Raw genomic sequence first — 19,117 nt, forward strand, 5'->3', positions numbered from 1 at the left:
AACCATAAGCCGCCGTTACCTAAATAACGGATATGTACTCAACCCCAATCAAGAATAAGCCACCCGAGCAGCCCCAACCCCAAGCCCCTCCCGAAACGCCAAATAATGCTTCAACACCTGCACCGGCGCCTCAATCTGCGGATAGTGCCCAATATTCGCCAGCAACACCGTATCCGCGTGCGGCACCAGCTCACGATAACGCTGAACCATATGCCCCCCGGAAATCGGATCAACCTCCCCATCGATCACCCGCAACGGCACCTCCCCCCGCTGCATGGCCGCCACCCATCGATCCCGCTGCTGCCTACGCTGAGGAATATACGCAATCAACTTGTGCAAAATCCGCGGCCCATCCTGGCTCTCGATCAAGCTCCAGAAATCATCCAGCGCACTCTCACTGGGCCGAGTCGCCGGCCCGAAAATCTGCCCAAAACTGTTAGCCAGGGCATTACGCCCAAACGCCCGCCCAATCATCCAACCCAATGGGCTCAGCAACAGCTTCTGCACCAACGCCGGACGATGCGTCTCCGGAAACAACCCACCGTTGAGAAACACACAACTGCCCATCCGAAACCGGCCTTCGTAATGCCGCGCCAACAACTCCTGCGCAACACTGTCACCGTAATCATGGGCCAGCACATGCACCGGCTGCTGCACCCAAAGATGCTCCAGCAACGCCTGTTGCAAGTCCGCCTGCTCCAGCAGGCAATAGGTGTGGTCCAGCGGCTTGGCCGAATCGCCAAACCCCAGCATGTCGCAGGCAATCACTTGATAGCGCTGGGCCAACGGCTGCCAGAGGTAATGCCAATCCCAACTGGCCGTGGGAAAACCATGGATCAGCAGCAACGGCTCGCCCTGCCCCGCCACCCAGTACCGAATGGTGCGGCCGCGAAACTCAAAGCTCTGGGCACGCTGGCGCCAGATGCGCAGCGGGATCTCGGCGAGTGGCATCAGCTTTTATACCCGGGGTCGAGTGCATCGAGTTTGCGCAGCAACGCCGGCCACGCCAGCGCGCCGCCCATGCCCTGAGCGCTTTTGGTGACCCCGGCGATCATCGCCCGGGCACCGGCCAATATCTGCGGCGCAATGCTGATCAGTTCAGCGCCACCGTTCTGCGCCATCACCTGGATATCGCAGGTGCGCTGGAAGATGAACATCATCAGGAACGTATCGGCGATGCTCCCACCACAAGTCAGCAAACCGTGGTTGTGCAGCATCAGGAAATTGTTTTCGCCAAGGTCGGCCTGTAAGCGGGCCTTTTCCTCGTGGTTCAGCGCCACACCTTCGTAGGCGTGATAGGCCAGGCTGGACAACACAAACAGTGATTGCTGGCTGATGGGCAGCACGCCCTGCTTCTGCGCGGAGACGGCAATGCCGGAAGCGGTGTGGGTGTGCAGCACGCAGACCACATCGTGCCGTACTTCGTGCACCGCACTGTGGATGGTGTAGCCCGCCGGGTTGACCTCGTAGGGACTGTCCATCAGTTTGTTGCCGGCCTGGTCGACCTTCACCAGGCTCGACGCGGTGATCTCGTGGAACATCAGCCCATAAGGGTTGATCAGGAAGTCTTCGGTGCCCGGCACCTTGGCCGAGATGTGGGTGAAAATCAGGTCGTCCCAACCATGCATCGCCACCAGGCGATAGCACGCGGCGAGGTCGACGCGGGCCTGCCATTCGGCCGCGCTGACCTGGTCTTTTACACTGTGTGTCGATTGAACAGTGGCTAGGCTCACGGCAATGACCTCCTTGGCGCGCTTATTATTGTTTTTTTGAGTGAAGAGGCAGTCTAGTCAGACCTCGAGGCCGCCGTAGTTGCATTGGCAGCCAGCTTGATGACCGAACGGGTCAGTCCTGAGGATAGTTCGATTTTGTTCTGCGCGTGTCAGAGAAGCGACGCCAATAAAGGCGCGGCGAACAGGTTGAGCAAGCCGGTCAGCACCATTACCAGGCCTGCCACGGAGCCTTCCTCACCGCCCACCTCATGAGCCCGGCTGACACCCGCGCCATGAGCGCCCACGCCAAACAATGCGCCACGGGCCAATGGCGTGCGCAACGGTAACCACTTGAGCAGTACGCCGCCGAGCATGGCGCCAAACACCCCGGTGAACATCACGAACACCGCCGTCAGTTCCGGCACGCCGCCCAGGTCGGAAGACACCGGCATCGCGAACGGGGTGGTGATCGAACGGGGCACCAACGACATCGTCACCGAGCTGTCGAGAGCGAGGGCCTTGGCCAGGCCATACGAAGTGGCGATGGACGCCGCGCTGCCCGCGACCATCCCCAGCAATAACGCTGACCAGTGGCGCATCAGCAATTGGCGCTGTTGCCAGATCGGAATCGCGAACGCCACGGTCACCGGGCCCAGCACCAGCATCAGCCAGTGGGTGTCGGTGGCGTATTCGGCATAGGCGGTTTTCATCGGCACGGCCACCGCCAGCAGCAGCGCCGGCACCAGGATCAGCGGCGACAGTAGGTAGCGCCCGGTGCGCCGGTAGATCCAGCGGCTGAAGCCGTAGGCACCGAGGGTCAGCGCCAGCCAGAACATCGGCATCAGCTCAAGCTTCATGGCGCAGCTTCCAGCGGCAGACGAATTCCACGGTAAACGCAGTCACCAGCATCACCGACAAGGTGCTGAAGCCGATGACCAACATGATCCGCCAGCCGTCGTGCTTTACCAGGCCGCCGTAGTCCAAGAGGCTCATCAACGCAGGAATGAAGAACAGCAGCATCTCCGCCATCAACACACCGGCGCCCAATTGCAGGGCCGCCGGCTTGACCAGGCCAGTGGCGAAGGTCAGCAGCAACAGGCCCAAGCCGACTACGCCACCGGGAATAGGCCAGCTCAGCCAGGCCGCCAGTTGGCAGCCCAGAAAGTAAATGGCCAGCAGGATGATCAGTTCAGCCAGCAACCGACCAACGAATTTGAAGGTGAAACGTTTCATGAGCTTTGGGTCCTCCCAGGGCACCCATTTTAAAGAGGCGCCTGGCATCCCCACAGCGAATTGTTAGACTGCAATCTATTCCAAACTGGAATCAGGCGAATGGAATTTAAACAGCTGCGCAGCTTTGTCGAAGTGATCCACCGCGGCGGCTTTACCCAGGCCGGGAAAACCCTGCACATCAGCCAGTCCGCCGTCAGCAAGCAGGTGGCGCAATTGGAACAAAGCCTGGGCACGCCGCTGCTGGATCGCCTGGGTTCGCAGATTCGCCTGACGGCTGCCGGACAAGTGGTGCTGCAGCGGGCGGAGGCCATGCTGCGCCAGCAAACCGAGTTGCTCAGTGAGCTGGATGACTTGAATCAGTTGACCCGTGGCGAGTTGCGCATGGGCCTGCCGCAGTTGGGCGGCGACACGTTGTTCGCCGGGCTGTTTGCCGAATACCGCCGGCGTTATCCGAACGTCACCATCCAGTTGCTGGAAGGCGGCAGCCGCAATATCGAGCAGGCGATCTTGAGCGGAGAGCTGGAAGTGGGCGGCAGCCTGATGCCCAGCGACCCGGCATTCGCCTGGCAGGCATTCTGCGATGAACCGCTGGATGCCCTGCTGCCGATGGACCATCCATTGGCCGATAACGCGCAGATCCGCCTGGAGGAGTTGGCTGACACGCCGTTCCTGATGTATCAGCGCAGTTTTGTGTTGAACGACCGCCTGCTACAGGCCTGTCAGCAATTGGGCTTCACCCCGAAGGAAAGCGGGCGCAGTGGCCAGGCGGATTTTCTCGCCGCATTGGTGGCCGCCGGCCAAGGCGTGGTGCTGCTGCCCAGCGTAGTAGCCCGGGGCCTGATAAGGCCCGGCGTGGTGCGCCTGACGCTCAAGGCGCCGGACTACCTGCGCTGGGACATTGCCTTTATCTGGCGTGAGGGTGCCTACCTGTCGAAAGCCGCCCAGGCCTGGCTGGCGTTATTGCGCGAGTTCCCGGTCAACCGCGCAGTGCAGTGACCAACTCGGCCAGCCACGGCTCGGCGTCGGCTTCCGGGGTCACGCTTTCGCTGGCGTCCAGGCGCAGCATCGGCAGCACTTCGTGCACGCCCAACTCGGCAAACAGCTCGCGCATTTGCTCGCCGCCGCCGCAGAACGTGTCGCCATAGCTGGCGTCGCCCAGGCCGATCACCGCGCCGGGCAAGCCTCGCCAGGCGGCCGGCAGTTGGTCGCGAATGGTCGAGTAAAGCGGCTGCAGGTTGTCGGGCAGTTCGCCCATGCCAGTGGTGGACGTCACGGCCAGGAAGGCTTCCGGAGCAAAGCCCTGTACGTCGGCGAGGGTTGCCCGCGGGTTGTGCCAGGCGTCGAAGCCGGCAGCGTTGAGGATGCTTGCAGCATGACGGGCGACTTCTTCAGCCGTGCCGTACACCGAGCCGGAAAGGATGGCGACTTTCATCAATCTGATCCTGTAGCTGACTAAAAGCCTGGGATATTAACAGCTGGGGCCCATGGACAGGCTGCCGGCATGTCTTAAACTGCAAACTCCAACTACAAGCCATGGACCGCTCAATGATTAACGCCAAGCTGATGCAACTGGTGATCAACGCTTCCAACGACGGCATCGTTATCGCCGAGCGCGAAGGCAAGGACAAGCCACTGATTTATGTGAACCCGGCCTTCGAGCGCATGACTGGCTACACCCTCGACGAAATCCTCTATCAGGACTGCCGCTTCCTGCAATCGGGCGATCGTGACCAGCCGGGGCTGATGGCGATTCGCGAAGCCCTGGAGAGTGGCGGCGCCTGCCGGGAAATCCTGCGCAATTACCGCAAGGACGGCACGCATTTCTGGAACGAGCTGTCGTTATCGACGGTTTACAACCCGGCCGACAAGCAGACCTACTTTGTCGGTGTGCAGAAGGATGTGACCGTTCAGGTCAAGGCCCAGCAGCGTGTCGCACAACTGGAAGCCCAGTTGGCTGACCTCAAGGCGGAGCTTGCGGCACTCAAGGCGACGAGCGGATCTAACAAAAACTAGAAAACGCGGTCTTTAAAGAGATAATGGCGTTTTAATACCTTTTTCTTGAGCAAGATCAATGCAACGCGACGCGCTTTTGACGCAGGACGAGCTGGATTTTATTCAGACCATGCACCATAACCCGCAACTCAATGTGCGGGACGCGTCGTCGAGCCTGACGGTCAATGGCGGTGCGCAGATTCGTGATCTGCTCACCCGCCTGGCCGCCCATGACCATGTCACCCTCCAGGCCCAATTCGACAACCAGCAAATGACGTTTCCGCTGCAATTGGTGGAAGACGAGTTTCATGCCGTGCATCTGCGGCTGGGTGTACCGAGTATTTTCGAAGACGGGCCGATGATCCGCCCGTGGCGCCTGGCGCTCGAAGAGCCGGTACCCCTGGAAAACATCAAGGGCCAGCCCGGTGCGCTGTGGGTGCATGAAGTGTCATTCAAGGGATTGCTGGTGGAAATTCGCGGGCGGATCAAGGCGCCAAGAACCTTTTCGCTGTGGTTCAGTCCGTCCGGGTACGAGCGCATTTCGGTGCGGGGCACGCTGGAACGGGAAACTGCCCGAGGATTGTTCGCCTACCGCCTGAGCCAGAACGATGTGGATGAGACCGAGCGCCTGCGCCAGTTTATCCTGCAGCAACATCGCCTGTTTCACCCCGAAGTCCACGCCTGAAGTCAGGTATCCAGGTTACCGCGCAGAAACTGCTGCAAGCGGCGCTGCATCAATCGCCCTTCGTTACCCAGGCAGCCGACGGATGAACCCGCCAGTTGTTCCTGCGCCAACTCCGCCGCATCGCCGGCCAGCAACAGTGGGCAATCCAGGGTCAGGGCCAACCGTTCAAGGCGCCGAGGCAAGCCATTGGCCGGCGAGTGATTGGAGAACACCACAAGGGCTTGTGGCCTGGTTTTTTCACAGACAAGGGTCAATTCATCCATCGGCTGGCCCACAGCCAGAACCTTGACCGCCAACTCGTCACCGCTCATCAACAGGCCTGCGACCAACAACTCCAGCTCTCGGCACTCCCCCGCAATGGCCGCCAGCAATACCCGTGGCGCCGCTGAGGCACAGCCTATCTGCAGGCGTTTCCAGGTTCGGCTGCGCAGAAATCCATCAAAAAACAGCCATTCACTGGTTTGTCCAAACAACCCCTGATGTCGCAACAGTTGCTGCCAGAGGGGCATCAGGATGTCCTGGAACACCACCGCGACCGGGTAGGCAGCGAAAATCTGGCCATACAACCGGTCCAGTTGCCGGTCGTCGAAGGCACCGACGGCCGTTCGCAACTGCGCCTGCCATTGGGCCCATTCATGCTCTGCACCTGCCGGCGAAGCAGCCGCCGCTTCGACTTGATGATCGTCGCGCGCGAGGATCTTGCCGACCTTGCTCACGGCCACGCCACGCTCGATCCAGTCAAGAATGCGATGAACGGTCTCGATATCGGTGCGCGAATACAGGCGGTGCCCACTTTCGGTGCGAACCGGGTGGATCAGCCCGTAACGCCGTTCCCAGGCACGCAAGGTGACAGGGTTGATGCCTGTCAATCTCGCGACTTCGCGAATCGGAAACAGCTCATCGGAATCGGCAGGGTTGCCAAGGGCCATTTCGGGACGTGGAGCAGTCATTACAGACATCAGGGCATCAATATACTGTCAGGAACTTGGATCCCATTTAACGCCCATACAGCTGTCCGATTCAAGGTCTTCGACAAGCCGACCAATGTCGCTGGTGTATTTCTGCAAAACAGGAATAATCCTTGCCTGTTTTTTCAACGTGGCTGCTTACCCCGCAGCTTCGTTCGTGCGCCGCCTACCCGGCCCAGTGCACCTGATCCTTATGGAGATACACAATGTCTACCTCCCCCGTCACCCTGATGGTTGCGCGCCGCGTGGCCAAGGGCCGCTATGAAGAGTTGATGGCCTGGCTGCGCGAAGGCGAGCAATTGGCCACGGACTTCCCCGGTTACCTGGGTTCAGGCGTGCTTGCACCGCCGCCCAACGATGACGAGTTCCAGATTATTTTCCGCTTCGCCGACGAAAAAACCCTGCATGCGTGGGAGTTTTCCGCCTCCCGTGGTGCATGGCTCGGGCGTGGCAGTGAGCTGTTTGCTGCGCCGTCGGAGCATCGCGTACGCGGTATCGACGGCTGGTTTGGCGCCGCCGCCGCACGTCCGCCGCGCTGGAAGCAGGCCGTGGCCATCTGGCTGGCATTTTTCCCGGTGTCGCTGCTGTTCAACTTCGGCCTTGAGCCGCTGCTCAGCGAGTTGGGGTTGCTGAGCCGTGTGCTGGTCAGCACCCTCGCGCTCACGCCATTGATGGTTTACTTCTTTATCCCGTTGTCGACCCACCTGCTGGCCGGTTGGCTGCATCCGGCGCCAGCCCGGATAAAGGCCACCGAAGCCGCTGCTTGAGTACAAGGGAGGCCGCTCGCTGGTATAGTTTTAGCCTGCCAGCGATTCGAGCCTCCCATGTCTTCAACACCCGCCCCGATCCTGATCACCGGTGCCGGCCAGCGCGTCGGCCTGCATTGCGCCCAGCGCCTGCTGGACGAAGGGCAGCCAGTGATTTTCAGCTACCGCAGCGAACGTCCCGGCGTGCAAGCCTTGCGCGAACGCGGTGCGATCGGTGTGTTTGCCGACTTCTCCAATGAGACCGGTATTCTCGCCTTCATCGACGAACTGAAGACGCACACCCAAAGCCTGCGGGCGATCATTCATAATGCCTCGGCCTGGGAAGCGGAAGCGCCCGGCGACGAGAGCCGCGCCTTTACCGACATGTTCAGCGTGCACATGCTTGCGCCGTACCTGATCAACCTGCATTGTGCTTACCTGCTGCAACGCTCCACGCCTGCGGATATCGTGCACATCAGCGATGACGTGACCCGCAAGGGCAGCCGCCAGCACATTGCCTACTGCGCCACCAAGGCCGGGCTCGACAGCCTGACCTTGTCGTTTGCCGCGCAGCTTGCACCGGATATCAAGGTGAACGGCATTGCCCCGGCAATGGTGATGTTCAACGAGGGCGACGACGCGGCTTACCGCGCCAAGGTCCTGGCCAAGGCGGCACTGGGCATCGAGCCCGGCCCCGAGGTGATTTACCAGAGCGTGCGCTACCTGCTGGATAACCCGTATGTCACCGGTACCACCCTGACCGTCAACGGCGGGCGGCATATCAAGTAAGCCGTTTGCGAGGATGTTGTATGACTTTGTCCCTGCCCCACCACTACCGCGAGATCCTCAAGGGCCTGGGTGAAGACCCCGAGCGCGAGGGTTTGCTCGACACGCCAAAGCGTGCCGCCAAGGCCATGCAGTACCTGTGTCACGGCTACGAGCAGAACCTGGAAGAAATCGTCAACGGTGCGCTGTTTTCCTCCGACAACGACGAGATGGTGATCCTCAAGGACATCGAGCTGTATTCGCTGTGCGAGCATCATCTGCTGCCCTTTATCGGCAAGGCCCATGTGGCCTATATTCCGACCGGCAAGGTGCTCGGCCTGTCGAAGCTGGCGCGTATCGTCGACATGTTCGCCCGGCGCCTGCAGATCCAGGAAAACCTCACGCGGGAAATCGCCGACGCCATCCAGACGGTGACCCAGGCCGCCGGCGTGGCGGTGGTGATCGAAGCCAGGCACATGTGCATGATGATGCGCGGTGTCGAAAAACAGAATTCAACCATGAACACCTCGGTGATGCTCGGCGCCTTCCGCGAGTCGAACACCACGCGCATGGAGTTCCTGCAACTGATTGGACGGAGCAAGTAGCAATGCCACAACTTCAGCCAGGCATGGCGCGCATCCGGGTCAAGGACCTGTGCCTGCGCACGTTTATCGGGATCAACGAGGATGAAATCCTCAACAAGCAGGATGTGTTGATCAACCTGACCATCCTGTATGCCGCCCAGGAAGCCGTGCGCGACAACGACATCGACCACGCGCTGAACTACCGCACCATCACCAAGGCGATCATCGCCCATGTGGAAGGCAACCGCTTTGCCCTGCTGGAGCGCCTGACCCAGGAGATCCTCGACCTGGTGATGAGCAATACATCGGTGCTGTACGCCGAAGTCGAAGTCGACAAACCCCATGCGTTGCGTTTTGCCGAATCGGTGTCGATCACCCTGGCGGCCAGTCGCTAACCCTTACCTTTGCAGTGAGCATCATGAACGATCAACAACGCCTCGAACTCGAAGCCGCCGCCTTCCGCCGGCTGGTGGCCCACCTGGACAGCCGCAAGGATGTGCAGAACATCGACCTGATGAACCTCTCGGGCTTCTGCCGCAACTGCTTGTCCAAGTGGTACAAGGCCGAGGCCGACGAGCGCCAGATCGAGCTGAGCCTCGATGACGCCCGTGAAGTGGTGTACGGCATGCCGTACGCCGAGTGGAAAGCCCAATATCAGCAAGAAGCCAGTGCCGAACAGCAAGCGGCATTCGCCAAAGGAAAAACCCATGACTGACCTGAACACCCTGCGCGCCAGCCTCAACAGTGGCGAACATGTTTTTGCCGATACCCTGGCCTTTGTAGCTGCGGGTTACGACTACCAGCCACAAGCGTTCACCAATGGCAGCGTGGAAAACGCCGCCGGGCAGAACGAAGGTTCGTGCAAGACCCTGGGCCTGGCGCTGCTGGAAGGCTTGAGCGACCAGGAAGCGCTGTTGGCGTTTGGCGAGCATTACCGTTCGGTGCTGGCCACGCCTGAAGGCAGTGACCATGGCAACATTCGTGCGCTGATCGAGCATGGGTTGGCGGGTGTGAAGTTTGCCGCACAGCCACTGACCCGCAAATCCTGAGTCAGACATAGATCAAAATGTGGGAGCGGGCTTGCTCGCGAAAGCAGAGTGTCAGTCAATACATCGGGTGACTGACACACCGCTTTCGCGAGCAAGCCCGCTCCCACATTTGGACTGCGGTGATCATCAAATCCCGTGCATAAAAAAACCGGCCTCGCAGCCGGTTTTTTTGTTTCTACGGTTTAGAACGAAGCGTCCTTCAAACCGTCGAGGTAACGCTCGGCATCCAGGGCCGCCATGCAACCGGCGCCGGCGGAGGTGATCGCCTGGCGGTACACGTGGTCGGCCACGTCACCGGCAGCGAAGATACCTTCGATGTTGGTGGCAGTCGCATTGCCTTCACGGCCGCCCTGCACGATCAGGTAACCGTCTTTGGCATCCAGCACGCCTTCGAACAACGAGGTGTTCGGAGTGTGGCCGATGGCGATGAACACGCCGTCGACTTTCAGCTCGTCGAAGCTGCCGTCGTTGTTCTTCAGGCGAGCACCGGTCACGCCCATGTTGTCGCCCAGGACTTCATCCAGGGTGGCGTTGAGCTTGAGGATGATCTTGCCTTCGGCCACGCGGGCATGCAGCTTGTCGATCAGGATCTTCTCGGCGCGGAAGGTCTCGCGACGGTGAACCAGGGTCACGGTGCTGGCGATGTTGGCCAGGTACAGCGCTTCTTCCACCGCGGTGTTGCCGCCACCGACCACAGCCACTGGCTTGTTGCGGTAGAAGAAACCGTCGCAGGTTGCGCAGGCGGAAACGCCCTTGCCCATGAACGCTTCTTCCGACGGCAGGCCCAGGTAACGAGCGCTGGCGCCGGTGGCGATGATCAGCGCGTCACAGGTGTACACCCCGCTGTCGCCGGTCAGGCTGTAAGGCTTCTTGGAGAAGTCGACCTTGTTGATGTGATCAAACACGATCTCGGTTTCGAAACGCTCGGCGTGCTCTTTCATGCGCTCCATCAGCACCGGGCCGGTCAGGCCGTGGACGTCGCCCGGCCAGTTGTCGACTTCAGTGGTGGTGGTCAACTGACCGCCCGCTTGCATGCCGGTGATCAGCAACGGCTTGAGGTTGGCCCGGGCAGCATAGACGGCAGCGCTGTAACCGGCAGGGCCGGAACCGAGAATAATCACTCGCGAATGACGGGTATCAGACATGACTCACTCCTATCGACCGCCCGGACTACAGAACGGCTGGAATAAAAAAGGACCGCGAAGCACTTGGGGAAGGCTTGAACTCGCAGATCCTGAAAATAATGGGTGCAGCGTATAGAGGGAGGCAAGATTAAGGAAATACGGATTAACAATCCAGCTCATAGGTGGTCTCTATCCCATGCCCTCTATTAATCGACACCTTTGTTACCGTTAATGTCGCGATGCGGGCCGTGCTTTCCCGGTACTCCCAAAGCCGGTAAGGTCGGCGCGTTCGCCCCTATTGCCCGGAGTTATCCATGCCCGCCCCCGTTCTTTCAGGCCCACAGTACCTGCGCGAAGGTCTCAAACTGGTACTCAGCCCCGGCCTGCGGCTGTTTGTGCTGCTGCCGCTGGCAATCAACCTGATCCTGTTCGTCGGATTGATCTACTTCGCCGGCCATCAGTTCAGCCTGTGGGTCGACACGCTGATGCCGACCCTGCCGAGCTGGCTGAGCTTCCTCAATTACCTGTTGTGGCCTTTGTTCGTGGTGCTGGTGGTGCTGATGGTGTTTTTCACCTTCACCATGCTTGCCAACATCATCGCCGCGCCGTTCAACGGCTTTCTGTCGGAAAAGGTCGAAGTGGTGGTGCGCGGCACCGATGATTTCCCGGCGTTCAGCTGGGGCGAACTGGCGGCCATGGTCCCGCGCACCCTGGCCCGGGAAATGCGCAAACTGGGTTACTTCCTGCCCCGGGCCATCGGCCTGTTTATCCTGTCGTTCATCCCGGTGGTCAACCTGGTGGCGGCGCCGCTGTGGCTGCTGTTTGGTGTGTGGATGATGGCGATCCAGTACATCGACTACCCGGCGGACAACCACAAGCTGGGCTGGAACGAAATGCTCGCCTGGCTGCGCCAGAAGCGCTGGCAGAGCATGAGTTTTGGCGGCATCGTCTACCTGGTGCTGCTGGTGCCAGTGGTCAACCTGCTGATGATGCCGGCAGCGGTGGCCGGGGCGACGTTGTTCTGGGTGCGTGAGCAGGGCGCAGAGGCCATGGCCATTAAAAAGGCCTGAGCCGTCACAAATCCATCATCCAAAAGACACAATGACGACATGGCCCACGCCGACACTGTGGGTCATGACGACAGCTTCGCTCCACATCACCCTGATCACCGAAACCTTCCCGCCAGAGATCAACGGGGTGGCCAATACCCTTGGCCGCCTGTGTGACGGTTTGCGCGCGCGCGGGCATCAAGTCGAACTGGTTCGCCCACGACAGGGCAGCGACCAGAGCCGGCCCAGCGACGATGGCCTGATGCTTTGCCGCGGCTGGCCGTTGCCGGGTTATCCGGGGCTGCAATGGGGCCAGTCGTCGATGCACAAGCTGTTGCGGCGCTGGAGCCGCCAGCGCCCGGATGTGTTGTATATCGCCACGGAAGGGCCGCTGGGTTTGTCGGCGTTGCGGGCGGCGCGGCGCCTGGGGATCAGCGTGGTGAGTGGCTTTCACACCAACTTCCAGCAGTATTCCAACCAGTACGGCCTGGGCATGCTGAGCCGGGTGCTGACCCACTATCTGCGCTGGTTCCATAACCGCTCGACCCTGACCCTGGTGCCCAGCGCCAGCCAGCGACTGGAGCTGGAGCGGCGCCATTTCGAGCGCCTGGGCATGCTCGCGCGCGGTGTCGACAGCCAGCTGTTTCACCCGGCCAAACGCGACAATGCGTTGCGTGAAAGTTGGGCACTGACCAGTGAGCAAACTGCCGTGCTGCATGTCGGCCGCCTGGCCCAGGAAAAAAACCTCGGGTTACTCAAGCGCTGTTTCGAGACGCTGCAGGACACTTATCCACTGCGCCAGATGAAACTGATCATCGTCGGCGATGGCCCGCAACGGGCGATGCTGGAAAAGGAACTGCCGGAGGCGATTTTCTGCGGCACCTTGCGCGGTGAAGAACTGGCCCGGCATTACGCGTCCGGGGATGTGTTCCTGTTTCCCAGCCTGACCGAAACCTTCGGCAACGTGGTGCTGGAGGCCATGGCTTCAGGGTTGGGCGTGGTGGCATACGACCAGGCGGCCGCAACCCAGCACATTCGCCATGGCTACAGCGGCGTGCTGGCGATGCCGGGGGATGAAGAAGCGTTTTGCGATGCGGCCAATTGGCTGCTGGAAGAGCGCGAGAGCTTGCGCCGGGTGCGGCTCAATGCCCGGCAACACGCCAGCCGTCAGGGTTGGCCGGCGATTATCGAGCAGTTTGAGCGCCAATTACGCGGGGTGTGCGAGGACGAGCAACCGGTGCCCGCCCTGTCGCCCCTTACACCAACGTCGTCAACGCCTCACGACTGAACGGCAGGATGTCGCCTTCACGGCCTTCGCGAACCTTCAGTGCCCAATCCGGATCCACCAGCAGCGCACGGCCCACAGCGACCAGGTCGAACTCGTCGTTGTTCAGGCGCTCCAGCAGTTTTTCCAGGCTGGCGGGTTGCGCCACTTTGTCGGTGTTGACCATGAACTGCAGGAACTCGCCATCCAGGCCGACGCTGCCCACGGTGATGGTCGGCTTGCCGGTGAGCTTGCGGGTCCAGCCGGCCAGGTTCAGCTCGGAGCCTTCGAATTCCGGCTCCCAGAAACGGCGGGTGGAGCAGTGGAAAATATCCACGCCGGCGTCAGACAGCGGCTTGAGGAATTCACCCAAGGCTTCCGGGGTTTGCACCAGGCGCGCGGTGTAGTCCTGCTGCTTCCACTGGGAGAAACGCAGGATGATCGGGAAGTCCGGCCCCACGGCGGCGCGGACGGCCTGGATCAATTCGATGGCGAAACGCGAACGGTTGGCCAGGCTGCCGCCGTATTCGTCGGTGCGCTGGTTGGTGCCTTCCCAGAAGAACTGGTCCACCAGGTAGCCATGGGCGCCGTGGATTTCAACGCCGTCCATGCCGATGCTCTGGGCATCCTTGGCAGCCTGGGCGAACGCGGCGATCACGTCCTTGATGTCTTGCACGGTCATGCCGTGGACGACGACGTTGCCGTCCTTGAGTTTTTCGGTGGGGCCGTAAGCCGGGACGCTGGCATCCGGCTCGGTGCCGATGCGCCGAACGCTGCCCACATGCCACAGTTGCGGAACGATCTTGCCGCCTTCGGCATGTACCGCGTCGACTACTTTCTTCCAGCCGGCCAGGGCGGCTTCACCATAGAAATGCGGGACGTTCGGGTAGCCGTTGGAAGCCGGGTGGCCGACCACGGTGCCTTCGGTGATGATCAGGCCGACACCGGCGGCGGCGCGGCGGCGGTAGTACTCGATCACTTTGGAGTTGGGCACGCCACCCGGAGAAAAGGAACGGGTCATCGGCGCCATGACCACGCGGCTCGGCAGTTGCAGTGCACCGAGCTGGAACGGTTTGAACAAAGCTTGGACAGGCATGGGAGCACTCCATCGGAAAGGAATTTATGATGTGGATAATATGGAGTGTGCAGCGTGTTGGATAGCACTATTGATTGGGGTGATTAAGGGGTAAAAGCGGGAGGGCATGGGGCTGCTTCGCAGCCCAGCGGGAGCAAGCTCCCTCGCCACAGCAAGCTCCCTTGCCATAGGAGACTCCCTGCCACAGGAAGCTCCCTTGCCACAGAAACTCACTCGATAATGCTGAAAGTATCAGCTCAATGCTTTTTCGATCGCCTGAATAATGGAGGGGTCATCCGGCGGTGTACGCGGCGAGAAACGCGCCAGCACCCGGCCGTCCTTGCCCAACAGGAACTTCTCGAAGTTCCAGGTGATGTCCCCGGGAAATTCGGCGCCCTCGCCCGCCAGCAATCGATACAGCTGGTGGCGATCGTGGCCATTCACCTCAAGCTTGCTGCCCAGGGGAAAGGTCACGCCGTAGTTGAGGCTGCAGAATTCCTGGATTTCTTCTTCAGTACCCGGTTCCTGCCCGGCAAATTGATTGCACGGCAGCCCTAGCACGGTGAAACCCTGGTCTTTGTATTGCTGATAGAGGTTTTCCAGCGCGGCGTACTGTGGGGTCAACCCACATTTGGAGGCGACGTTGACCACCAGCACGACTTGCCCCTTGAAGGGCGCCAGAGGCAGCTCCTGACCATCCAGGGCTTTGAGTTTAAGGTCGTGGAAAGCACTCATGACGAACTCCAGATATCCCATGTTCTTCTTAACGGCCATTCGAGATTACAGCCGCCAAGTCGGCAAGAATAGCCGCCAAATGAAAAAGGCGCCCGAAGGCGCCTTTTTCCAACTGACAGAGCGTCGCTCAGTCAATTAATGGTGGTGACCACCTTCGCCGTGCACGTGGCCGTGGGCCACTTCTTCCTGGGAAGCGTCACGGATAGCGACGATCTTCACCTGGAAGTTCAGGCGCTGGCCAGCCAGCGGGTGGTTGCCGTCGACGGTCACGTCGTCGCCGTCCAGGTCACGGATGGTGACGATCTGCATCTGGCCGTCCGGAGCGGAAGCGTGGAACTGCATGCCCACTTCCAGCTCGTCGACACCTTCGAACATGCTGCGGCTCAGGGTGCTGACCAGTTCGGCAGCGTATTCGCCGTAGGCATCTTCAGGTTCTACGGCAACGGTCAGTTCGTCACCGACCTCTTTGCCTTCCAGGGCCTTTTCCAGGCCCGGGATGATGTTACCTGCACCTTGCAGGTAGACCAGCGGCGCGCCGCCGGCAGAACTGTCGATGACCTCACCAGCGTCGTTGGTCAGGGTATAGTCAATGGAGACAGCCTTATTGGCGGCGATCGGCATGGGGCGAGACCTTTTGCAGAAGAATGAAGAACGGACAAGTCTAAACAAGGATTTGCCCGAAAGCGAACACAACCCGGACGGACGGGGTCGAACAACTGACCCGACGGTCGTCGGATTTCACCAGGACGAAGACCGGCACTGGGTCGTCGAGCTTTCCTGCGGCCACACCCAGCACCTGCGCCACCAGCCACCCTGGCAATCCCGGGCCTGGGTCACGGACCCGGCGCAACGCCTTGAAAAAATAGACAAGCCCTTTACGTGCGGCTGGTGTGCGCAAGGCTCAGATAAAGATAACCTTGGCACCTGATTCCCGGTAGGCAGCCAGCCATAGGCCGCCACCGAAGCCATGCACCTCCAGAGAATTCGCATGCAGACTTTTTTTATCGCGCCCACCGATTTTGGTGTGGGTCTGACCTCCATCAGCCTTGGGCTGGTGCGCACCCTTGAACGGGCCGGGCTGAAAGTCGGCTTCTTCAAACCGATTGCCCAGCCGCACCCCGGCGACACCGGCCCCGAGCGCTCCACCGAGCTGGTGGCCCGCACCCACGGCCTGAAACCGCCCCAGCCTCTAGGCCTGGCCCATGTCGAACGGATGCTCGGCGACGGCCAGCTCGACGAGCTGCTGGAAGAAATCATCACCCTTTACCAGCAAGCCGCCGTGGGCAAGGACGTGCTGATCGTCGAAGGCATGGTGCCGACCCGCAGTGCCAGCTATGCGGCCCGGGTCAACCTGCACCTGGCCAAGAGCCTGGACGCCGAGGTGATCCTGGTCTCGGCTCCGGAAAACGAAGTGCTGACCGAACTCTCCGGCCGCGTGGAATTGCAGGCCCAGCTGTTCGGCGGCCCGAAAGACCCAAAAGTGCTGGGTGTGATCCTCAACAAGGTGCGCACCGACGAAAGCATGGAAGCCTTCTCGGCGCGGCTCAAAGAGCATTCGCCTTTGTTGCGCAGCGGCGATTTCCGCCTGTTGGGCTGCATCCCCTACCAACCGGAACTCAACGCCCCACGCACCCGCGACGTGGCCGACCTGATGGGCGCGCAGATCCTCAATGCCGGTGATTACGAAACCCGGCGCATGACCAAGATCATCATCTGCGCCCGTACCATGCGCAACACCGTGGAGCTGCTCAAGCCCGGCGTATTGGTGGTGACCCCCGGCGACCGCGACGACATCATCCTCGCCGTCAGCCTGGCCGCCATCAATGGCGTGCCGCTGGCCGGCCTGTTGCTGACCAGCGACACCCTGCCCGACCCACGGATCATGGACCTGTGCCGTGGCGCGTTCCAGGCCGGGCTGCCGGTGTTGTCGGTGAGCACCGGCTCGTATGACACCGCCAACCAGCTCAACAGCCTGAACAAGGAAATCCCGATTGATGACCGCGAACGTGCGGAGATCATCACCGACTTCGTCGCCAGCCACCTCGACGCCCGCTGGCTGCACCAACGCTGCGGCACGCCGCGGGAGATGCGCCTGTCGCCGGCGGTGTTCCGTTATCAACTGATCCAGCGCGCCCAGGCGGCCAACAAGCGCATCGTGTTGCCCGAAGGCAGCGAGCCGCTGACCGTGCAGGCCGCCGCCATCTGCCAGGCACGCGGGATCGCCCGTTGCGTACTGTTGGCCAAGCCGGCCGACGTGGAAGCCGTAGCCCGCGCCCATGGCATCGAGCTGCCCGAAGGCCTGGAGATTCTCGACCCCGACCTGATTCGCCAGCGCTACGTGGAACCGATGGTGGCCCTGCGCAAAACCAAAAGCCTCAACGCGCCGATGGCCGAGCAGCAACTGGAAGACACCGTGGTGATCGCCACCATGATGCTCGCCCTGGATGAAGTGGACGGCCTGGTCTCCGGCGTCATCCACTCCACTGCCAATACCATTCGCCCGGCCTTGCAACTGATCAAGACCGCGCCGGGCTGCACCCTGGTCTCGTCGGTGTTTTTCATGCTGTTCCCCGAGCAAGTGCTGGTATACGGCGACTGCGTGATGAACCCGCACCCCAGCGCGGCGGAGCTGGCGGAAATCGCCCTGCAAAGCGCCGACTCGGCCGCCGCATTCGGTATCACGCCACGGGTGGCGATGATCAGTTACTCCAGCGGTGATTCGGCCACGGGAGAAGAAGTCGAGAAGGTCCGCGAAGCCACCCTGCTCGCCCACGAAGCCCAAAGCTCGCTGCTGATCGACGGCCCGTTGCAGTACGACGCCGCCGCCAACGAAACCGTGGCCCGGCAACTGGCGCCCAACAGCCTGGTGGCGGGCAAGGCCACGGTGTTCGTGTTCCCCGACCTGAACACCGGCAACACCACCCACAAGGCCGTGCAGCGCAGTGCCGATTGCGTGAGCCTGGGGCCGATGCTGCAAGGCCTGCGCAAACCGGTGAACGACCTGCCCCGCGGGGCGCAGGTGGACGACATCGTGTACACGATCGCATTGACCGCGATTCAAGCCGCCAACCGACCTATGGATGTCTAAATGCTGGATTTTCTACCTGCCGCCGTGCGCGGGGTGATCGCCTCGCTGCTGCTGGCGTTGAATACGATTTTGCTGTGCTCGTTCCTGTTTATCGTGGCGCTGTTCAAGGCGCTGCCGTTTGCCAAGCGCTTCAGTGAATGGCTGATGAACCAGACCCACGAGGCCTGGATCAGCAACAACAAGGCCTGGATGAACCTGGTGCGACGCACCCATTGGCACCTGAAAGGCCTGGAAGGCCTGGACTATGAACACTCATATCTGGTGACCAGTAACCACCAGAGCTGGGTCGATATCATGGTGCTGCAATACGTGCTCAACCGGCGCATTCGCCCGCTGAAGTTCTTCCTCAAGCAGGAGCTGATCTGGGTCCCGGTGATTGGCTTGGCGTGGTGGACACTGGGCTTCCCGTTCATGAAGCGCTACACCAAGGCGTACCTGGAAAAGCACCCGGAGAAGAAAGGCAAGGACCTGGAAACCACCCGCAAGACCTGCGCGAAGTTTCGCCACAACCCGGTGGGAATCTTCAACTTTGCCGAAGGCACGCGGTTTACCCCGGGCAAGCATGCACAGCAACAGTCACCGTTTCGCTACCTGCTCAAGCCCAAGGCCGGCGGCATTGCCTTTGTGCTGGATGCCATGGGTGAACAGCTGAAGTCGCTGGTGAACGTGACCATTCACTATCCTGGTGGGCGCCCCGGTTATTGGGATTTGCTGTGCGGGAATGTGAAGGACGTTGTCGTGCAGTTTGAAGAGGTGCGGATTCCGGCCGAGTTTATCGGCAAGAATTACGAGCAAGATGGGGAGTATCGGTTGGCGTTCCAGGGCTGGATCAACCGGTTGTGGGAAGAGAAGGATGTGCTGCTCGCCAAATTGCACACAGATTATCCCGCCAGTCACTGATCAAAATGTGGGAGCGGGCTTGCTCGCGAATGCGGTGTGCCAGCCTATACATGTGGCGGCTGACACTCTGCTTTCGCGAGCAAGCCCGCTCCCACATTTGACCGAGTTGTTTCCAAGGCCCCATAAAAAAAGCCCACCAACATGGCGG

The 19,117-nt window shown here is 60.8% G+C and carries 24 protein-coding genes; 14 read left to right on the forward strand and 10 right to left on the reverse strand.

Translation table 11 applies throughout. The features are described from left to right. Window positions 1-48: 48 nt before the first annotated feature. From HX821_RS21380 to HX821_RS21395, 4 genes are all read right to left on the reverse strand, one after another. Window positions 49-951 carry an alpha/beta fold hydrolase gene (locus HX821_RS21380; protein ID WP_003208492.1) on the reverse strand — a complete coding sequence of 301 codons (903 nt, stop codon included), beginning with the start codon at window positions 949-951 and terminating at the stop codon, window positions 49-51. After that, entirely contained in the window at window positions 951-1,733 is a 783-nt protein-coding gene (locus tag HX821_RS21385) for a class II aldolase/adducin family protein (RefSeq protein ID WP_003208491.1), read from the reverse strand. Before HX821_RS21385 ends, HX821_RS21380 begins: the two co-directional genes overlap by 1 nt. Before the next feature lie 149 nt (window positions 1,734-1,882). Further along, entirely contained in the window at window positions 1,883-2,569 is a 687-nt protein-coding gene (locus HX821_RS21390) for an LrgB family protein (protein ID WP_102368140.1), read from the reverse strand. Next, the gene (locus tag HX821_RS21395; protein ID WP_177022708.1) at window positions 2,559-2,945 is read right to left on the reverse strand and encodes a CidA/LrgA family protein; all 387 of its coding nucleotides are present in this window, start codon (window positions 2,943-2,945) and stop codon (window positions 2,559-2,561) included. Before HX821_RS21395 ends, HX821_RS21390 begins: the two co-directional genes overlap by 11 nt. 99 nt (window positions 2,946-3,044) lie before the next feature. Here HX821_RS21395 and HX821_RS21400 point away from each other — a divergent pair, with 99 nt between their 5' ends. Beyond that, window positions 3,045-3,941 carry a LysR family transcriptional regulator gene (locus HX821_RS21400; protein ID WP_003208487.1) on the forward strand — a complete coding sequence of 299 codons (897 nt, stop codon included), beginning with the start codon at window positions 3,045-3,047 and terminating at the stop codon, window positions 3,939-3,941. Here the strand turns inward: HX821_RS21400 and HX821_RS21405 are convergent. Next, window positions 3,922-4,377 (reverse strand): flavodoxin, encoded by a 456-nt coding sequence (locus tag HX821_RS21405; RefSeq protein WP_003208486.1) that lies wholly within the window; start codon window positions 4,375-4,377, stop codon window positions 3,922-3,924. The genes HX821_RS21400 and HX821_RS21405 overlap by 20 nt on opposite strands. Before the next feature lie 113 nt (window positions 4,378-4,490). On the opposite strand from HX821_RS21405, the gene HX821_RS21410 reads away from it, so the two are divergent. After that, window positions 4,491-4,958 (forward strand): PAS domain-containing protein, encoded by a 468-nt coding sequence (locus HX821_RS21410; RefSeq protein WP_003208484.1) that lies wholly within the window; start codon window positions 4,491-4,493, stop codon window positions 4,956-4,958. A gap of 58 nt (window positions 4,959-5,016) precedes the next feature. Then, on the forward strand, window positions 5,017-5,622 hold the full coding sequence (locus HX821_RS21415; protein ID WP_003208483.1) for a hypothetical protein: 606 nt from the start codon (window positions 5,017-5,019) through the stop codon (window positions 5,620-5,622). A 2-nt stretch (window positions 5,623-5,624) separates the two neighbouring features. Here HX821_RS21415 and HX821_RS21420 read toward each other — a convergent pair whose 3' ends face one another. Next, a complete protein-coding gene (locus HX821_RS21420; protein WP_043225723.1) occupies window positions 5,625-6,581 on the reverse strand; it encodes a MerR family transcriptional regulator in 957 nt (318 codons plus the stop codon). Between the two features lie 215 nt (window positions 6,582-6,796). On the opposite strand from HX821_RS21420, the gene HX821_RS21425 reads away from it, so the two are divergent. Genes HX821_RS21425 through HX821_RS21450 form a run of 6 tightly spaced genes read left to right on the forward strand, consistent with a single transcriptional unit; the run spans window position 6,797 to window position 9,734 of the window. Next, complete coding sequence (locus HX821_RS21425; protein WP_177036365.1) at window positions 6,797-7,357, forward strand: antibiotic biosynthesis monooxygenase; 561 nt, start codon at window positions 6,797-6,799, stop codon at window positions 7,355-7,357. Window positions 7,358-7,414: 57 nt separating this feature from the next. After that, the gene (folM, locus tag HX821_RS21430) at window positions 7,415-8,125 is read left to right on the forward strand and encodes a dihydromonapterin reductase (protein ID WP_008432306.1); all 711 of its coding nucleotides are present in this window, start codon (window positions 7,415-7,417) and stop codon (window positions 8,123-8,125) included. 20 nt (window positions 8,126-8,145) lie between these two features. Further along, window positions 8,146-8,706 (forward strand): GTP cyclohydrolase I FolE, encoded by a 561-nt coding sequence (gene folE / locus HX821_RS21435; protein WP_003208476.1) that lies wholly within the window; start codon window positions 8,146-8,148, stop codon window positions 8,704-8,706. Window positions 8,707-8,708: 2 nt separating this feature from the next. Next, window positions 8,709-9,080, forward strand: coding sequence for a dihydroneopterin triphosphate 2'-epimerase (gene folX / locus HX821_RS21440; RefSeq protein ID WP_003208474.1), 372 nt, complete (start codon window positions 8,709-8,711; stop codon window positions 9,078-9,080). Between the two features lie 23 nt (window positions 9,081-9,103). After that, entirely contained in the window at window positions 9,104-9,400 is a 297-nt protein-coding gene (locus HX821_RS21445; protein WP_008432302.1) for a DUF1244 domain-containing protein, read from the forward strand. Next, the gene (locus HX821_RS21450) at window positions 9,393-9,734 is read left to right on the forward strand and encodes a HopJ type III effector protein (RefSeq protein ID WP_008432300.1); all 342 of its coding nucleotides are present in this window, start codon (window positions 9,393-9,395) and stop codon (window positions 9,732-9,734) included. Before HX821_RS21445 ends, HX821_RS21450 begins: the two co-directional genes overlap by 8 nt. A 182-nt stretch (window positions 9,735-9,916) precedes the next feature. On the opposite strand, the gene trxB is transcribed toward HX821_RS21450, so the two are convergent. Continuing rightward, a complete protein-coding gene (gene trxB / locus HX821_RS21455) occupies window positions 9,917-10,879 on the reverse strand; it encodes a thioredoxin-disulfide reductase (protein WP_003208470.1) in 963 nt (320 codons plus the stop codon). A 293-nt stretch (window positions 10,880-11,172) separates the two neighbouring features. On the opposite strand from trxB, the gene cysZ reads away from it, so the two are divergent. Then, the gene (gene cysZ, locus HX821_RS21460) at window positions 11,173-11,928 is read left to right on the forward strand and encodes a sulfate transporter CysZ (RefSeq protein ID WP_003208468.1); all 756 of its coding nucleotides are present in this window, start codon (window positions 11,173-11,175) and stop codon (window positions 11,926-11,928) included. Between the two features lie 64 nt (window positions 11,929-11,992). Next, entirely contained in the window at window positions 11,993-13,195 is a 1,203-nt protein-coding gene (locus tag HX821_RS21465) for a glycosyltransferase family 1 protein (protein WP_177036366.1), read from the forward strand. Here the strand turns inward: HX821_RS21465 and HX821_RS21470 are convergent. From HX821_RS21470 to HX821_RS21480, 3 genes are all read right to left on the reverse strand, one after another. Next, complete coding sequence (locus HX821_RS21470) at window positions 13,164-14,267, reverse strand: NADH:flavin oxidoreductase (RefSeq protein WP_003208465.1); 1,104 nt, start codon at window positions 14,265-14,267, stop codon at window positions 13,164-13,166. The two genes, HX821_RS21465 and HX821_RS21470, sit on opposite strands and share 32 nt — an antisense overlap. A gap of 231 nt (window positions 14,268-14,498) precedes the next feature. Then, window positions 14,499-14,981 carry a glutathione peroxidase gene (locus HX821_RS21475; RefSeq protein WP_003208462.1) on the reverse strand — a complete coding sequence of 161 codons (483 nt, stop codon included), beginning with the start codon at window positions 14,979-14,981 and terminating at the stop codon, window positions 14,499-14,501. 135 nt (window positions 14,982-15,116) lie between these two features. Next, complete coding sequence (locus HX821_RS21480) at window positions 15,117-15,602, reverse strand: peptidylprolyl isomerase (protein ID WP_003208457.1); 486 nt, start codon at window positions 15,600-15,602, stop codon at window positions 15,117-15,119. On the opposite strand from HX821_RS21480, the gene HX821_RS21485 reads away from it, so the two are divergent. Genes HX821_RS21485 through HX821_RS21495 form a run of 3 tightly spaced genes read left to right on the forward strand, consistent with a single transcriptional unit; the run spans window position 15,571 to window position 18,969 of the window. Further along, window positions 15,571-15,909 (forward strand): DUF3565 domain-containing protein, encoded by a 339-nt coding sequence (locus tag HX821_RS21485; protein WP_003208456.1) that lies wholly within the window; start codon window positions 15,571-15,573, stop codon window positions 15,907-15,909. The two genes, HX821_RS21480 and HX821_RS21485, sit on opposite strands and share 32 nt — an antisense overlap. A 60-nt stretch (window positions 15,910-15,969) precedes the next feature. Further along, the gene (pta, locus tag HX821_RS21490) at window positions 15,970-18,069 is read left to right on the forward strand and encodes a phosphate acetyltransferase (protein ID WP_017476010.1); all 2,100 of its coding nucleotides are present in this window, start codon (window positions 15,970-15,972) and stop codon (window positions 18,067-18,069) included. Then, the gene (locus HX821_RS21495; RefSeq protein ID WP_177036367.1) at window positions 18,070-18,969 is read left to right on the forward strand and encodes an acyltransferase; all 900 of its coding nucleotides are present in this window, start codon (window positions 18,070-18,072) and stop codon (window positions 18,967-18,969) included. The last annotated feature ends 148 nt before the right edge of the window (window positions 18,970-19,117 follow it).

Source organism: Pseudomonas sp. B6001 (assembly GCF_013386015.1).
Taxonomy (GTDB): Bacteria; Pseudomonadota; Gammaproteobacteria; order Pseudomonadales; family Pseudomonadaceae; genus Aquipseudomonas.

Coding starts and splice junctions, on each gene's coding strand:
- folE (WP_003208476.1), top strand. CDS start 8,146: ATGACTTTGTCCCTGCCCCACCACTACCGCGAGATCCTCAAGGGCCTG.
- HX821_RS21395 (WP_177022708.1), bottom strand. CDS start 2,945: ATGAAACGTTTCACCTTCAAATTCGTTGGTCGGTTGCTGGCTGAACTG.
- HX821_RS21485 (WP_003208456.1), top strand. CDS start 15,571: ATGGAGACAGCCTTATTGGCGGCGATCGGCATGGGGCGAGACCTTTTG.
- HX821_RS21415 (WP_003208483.1), top strand. CDS start 5,017: ATGCAACGCGACGCGCTTTTGACGCAGGACGAGCTGGATTTTATTCAG.
- HX821_RS21420 (WP_043225723.1), bottom strand. CDS start 6,581: ATGTCTGTAATGACTGCTCCACGTCCCGAAATGGCCCTTGGCAACCCT.
- HX821_RS21480 (WP_003208457.1), bottom strand. CDS start 15,602: ATGCCGATCGCCGCCAATAAGGCTGTCTCCATTGACTATACCCTGACC.
- HX821_RS21390 (WP_102368140.1), bottom strand. CDS start 2,569: ATGAAGCTTGAGCTGATGCCGATGTTCTGGCTGGCGCTGACCCTCGGT.
- HX821_RS21470 (WP_003208465.1), bottom strand. CDS start 14,267: ATGCCTGTCCAAGCTTTGTTCAAACCGTTCCAGCTCGGTGCACTGCAA.
- HX821_RS21445 (WP_008432302.1), top strand. CDS start 9,104: ATGAACGATCAACAACGCCTCGAACTCGAAGCCGCCGCCTTCCGCCGG.
- HX821_RS21400 (WP_003208487.1), top strand. CDS start 3,045: ATGGAATTTAAACAGCTGCGCAGCTTTGTCGAAGTGATCCACCGCGGC.
- cysZ (WP_003208468.1), top strand. CDS start 11,173: ATGCCCGCCCCCGTTCTTTCAGGCCCACAGTACCTGCGCGAAGGTCTC.
- HX821_RS21410 (WP_003208484.1), top strand. CDS start 4,491: ATGATTAACGCCAAGCTGATGCAACTGGTGATCAACGCTTCCAACGAC.
- HX821_RS21450 (WP_008432300.1), top strand. CDS start 9,393: ATGACTGACCTGAACACCCTGCGCGCCAGCCTCAACAGTGGCGAACAT.
- HX821_RS21495 (WP_177036367.1), top strand. CDS start 18,070: ATGCTGGATTTTCTACCTGCCGCCGTGCGCGGGGTGATCGCCTCGCTG.
- folX (WP_003208474.1), top strand. CDS start 8,709: ATGCCACAACTTCAGCCAGGCATGGCGCGCATCCGGGTCAAGGACCTG.
- HX821_RS21425 (WP_177036365.1), top strand. CDS start 6,797: ATGTCTACCTCCCCCGTCACCCTGATGGTTGCGCGCCGCGTGGCCAAG.
- folM (WP_008432306.1), top strand. CDS start 7,415: ATGTCTTCAACACCCGCCCCGATCCTGATCACCGGTGCCGGCCAGCGC.
- HX821_RS21405 (WP_003208486.1), bottom strand. CDS start 4,377: ATGAAAGTCGCCATCCTTTCCGGCTCGGTGTACGGCACGGCTGAAGAA.
- trxB (WP_003208470.1), bottom strand. CDS start 10,879: ATGTCTGATACCCGTCATTCGCGAGTGATTATTCTCGGTTCCGGCCCT.
- HX821_RS21380 (WP_003208492.1), bottom strand. CDS start 951: ATGCCACTCGCCGAGATCCCGCTGCGCATCTGGCGCCAGCGTGCCCAG.
- HX821_RS21475 (WP_003208462.1), bottom strand. CDS start 14,981: ATGAGTGCTTTCCACGACCTTAAACTCAAAGCCCTGGATGGTCAGGAG.
- pta (WP_017476010.1), top strand. CDS start 15,970: ATGCAGACTTTTTTTATCGCGCCCACCGATTTTGGTGTGGGTCTGACC.
- HX821_RS21465 (WP_177036366.1), top strand. CDS start 11,993: ATGACGACAGCTTCGCTCCACATCACCCTGATCACCGAAACCTTCCCG.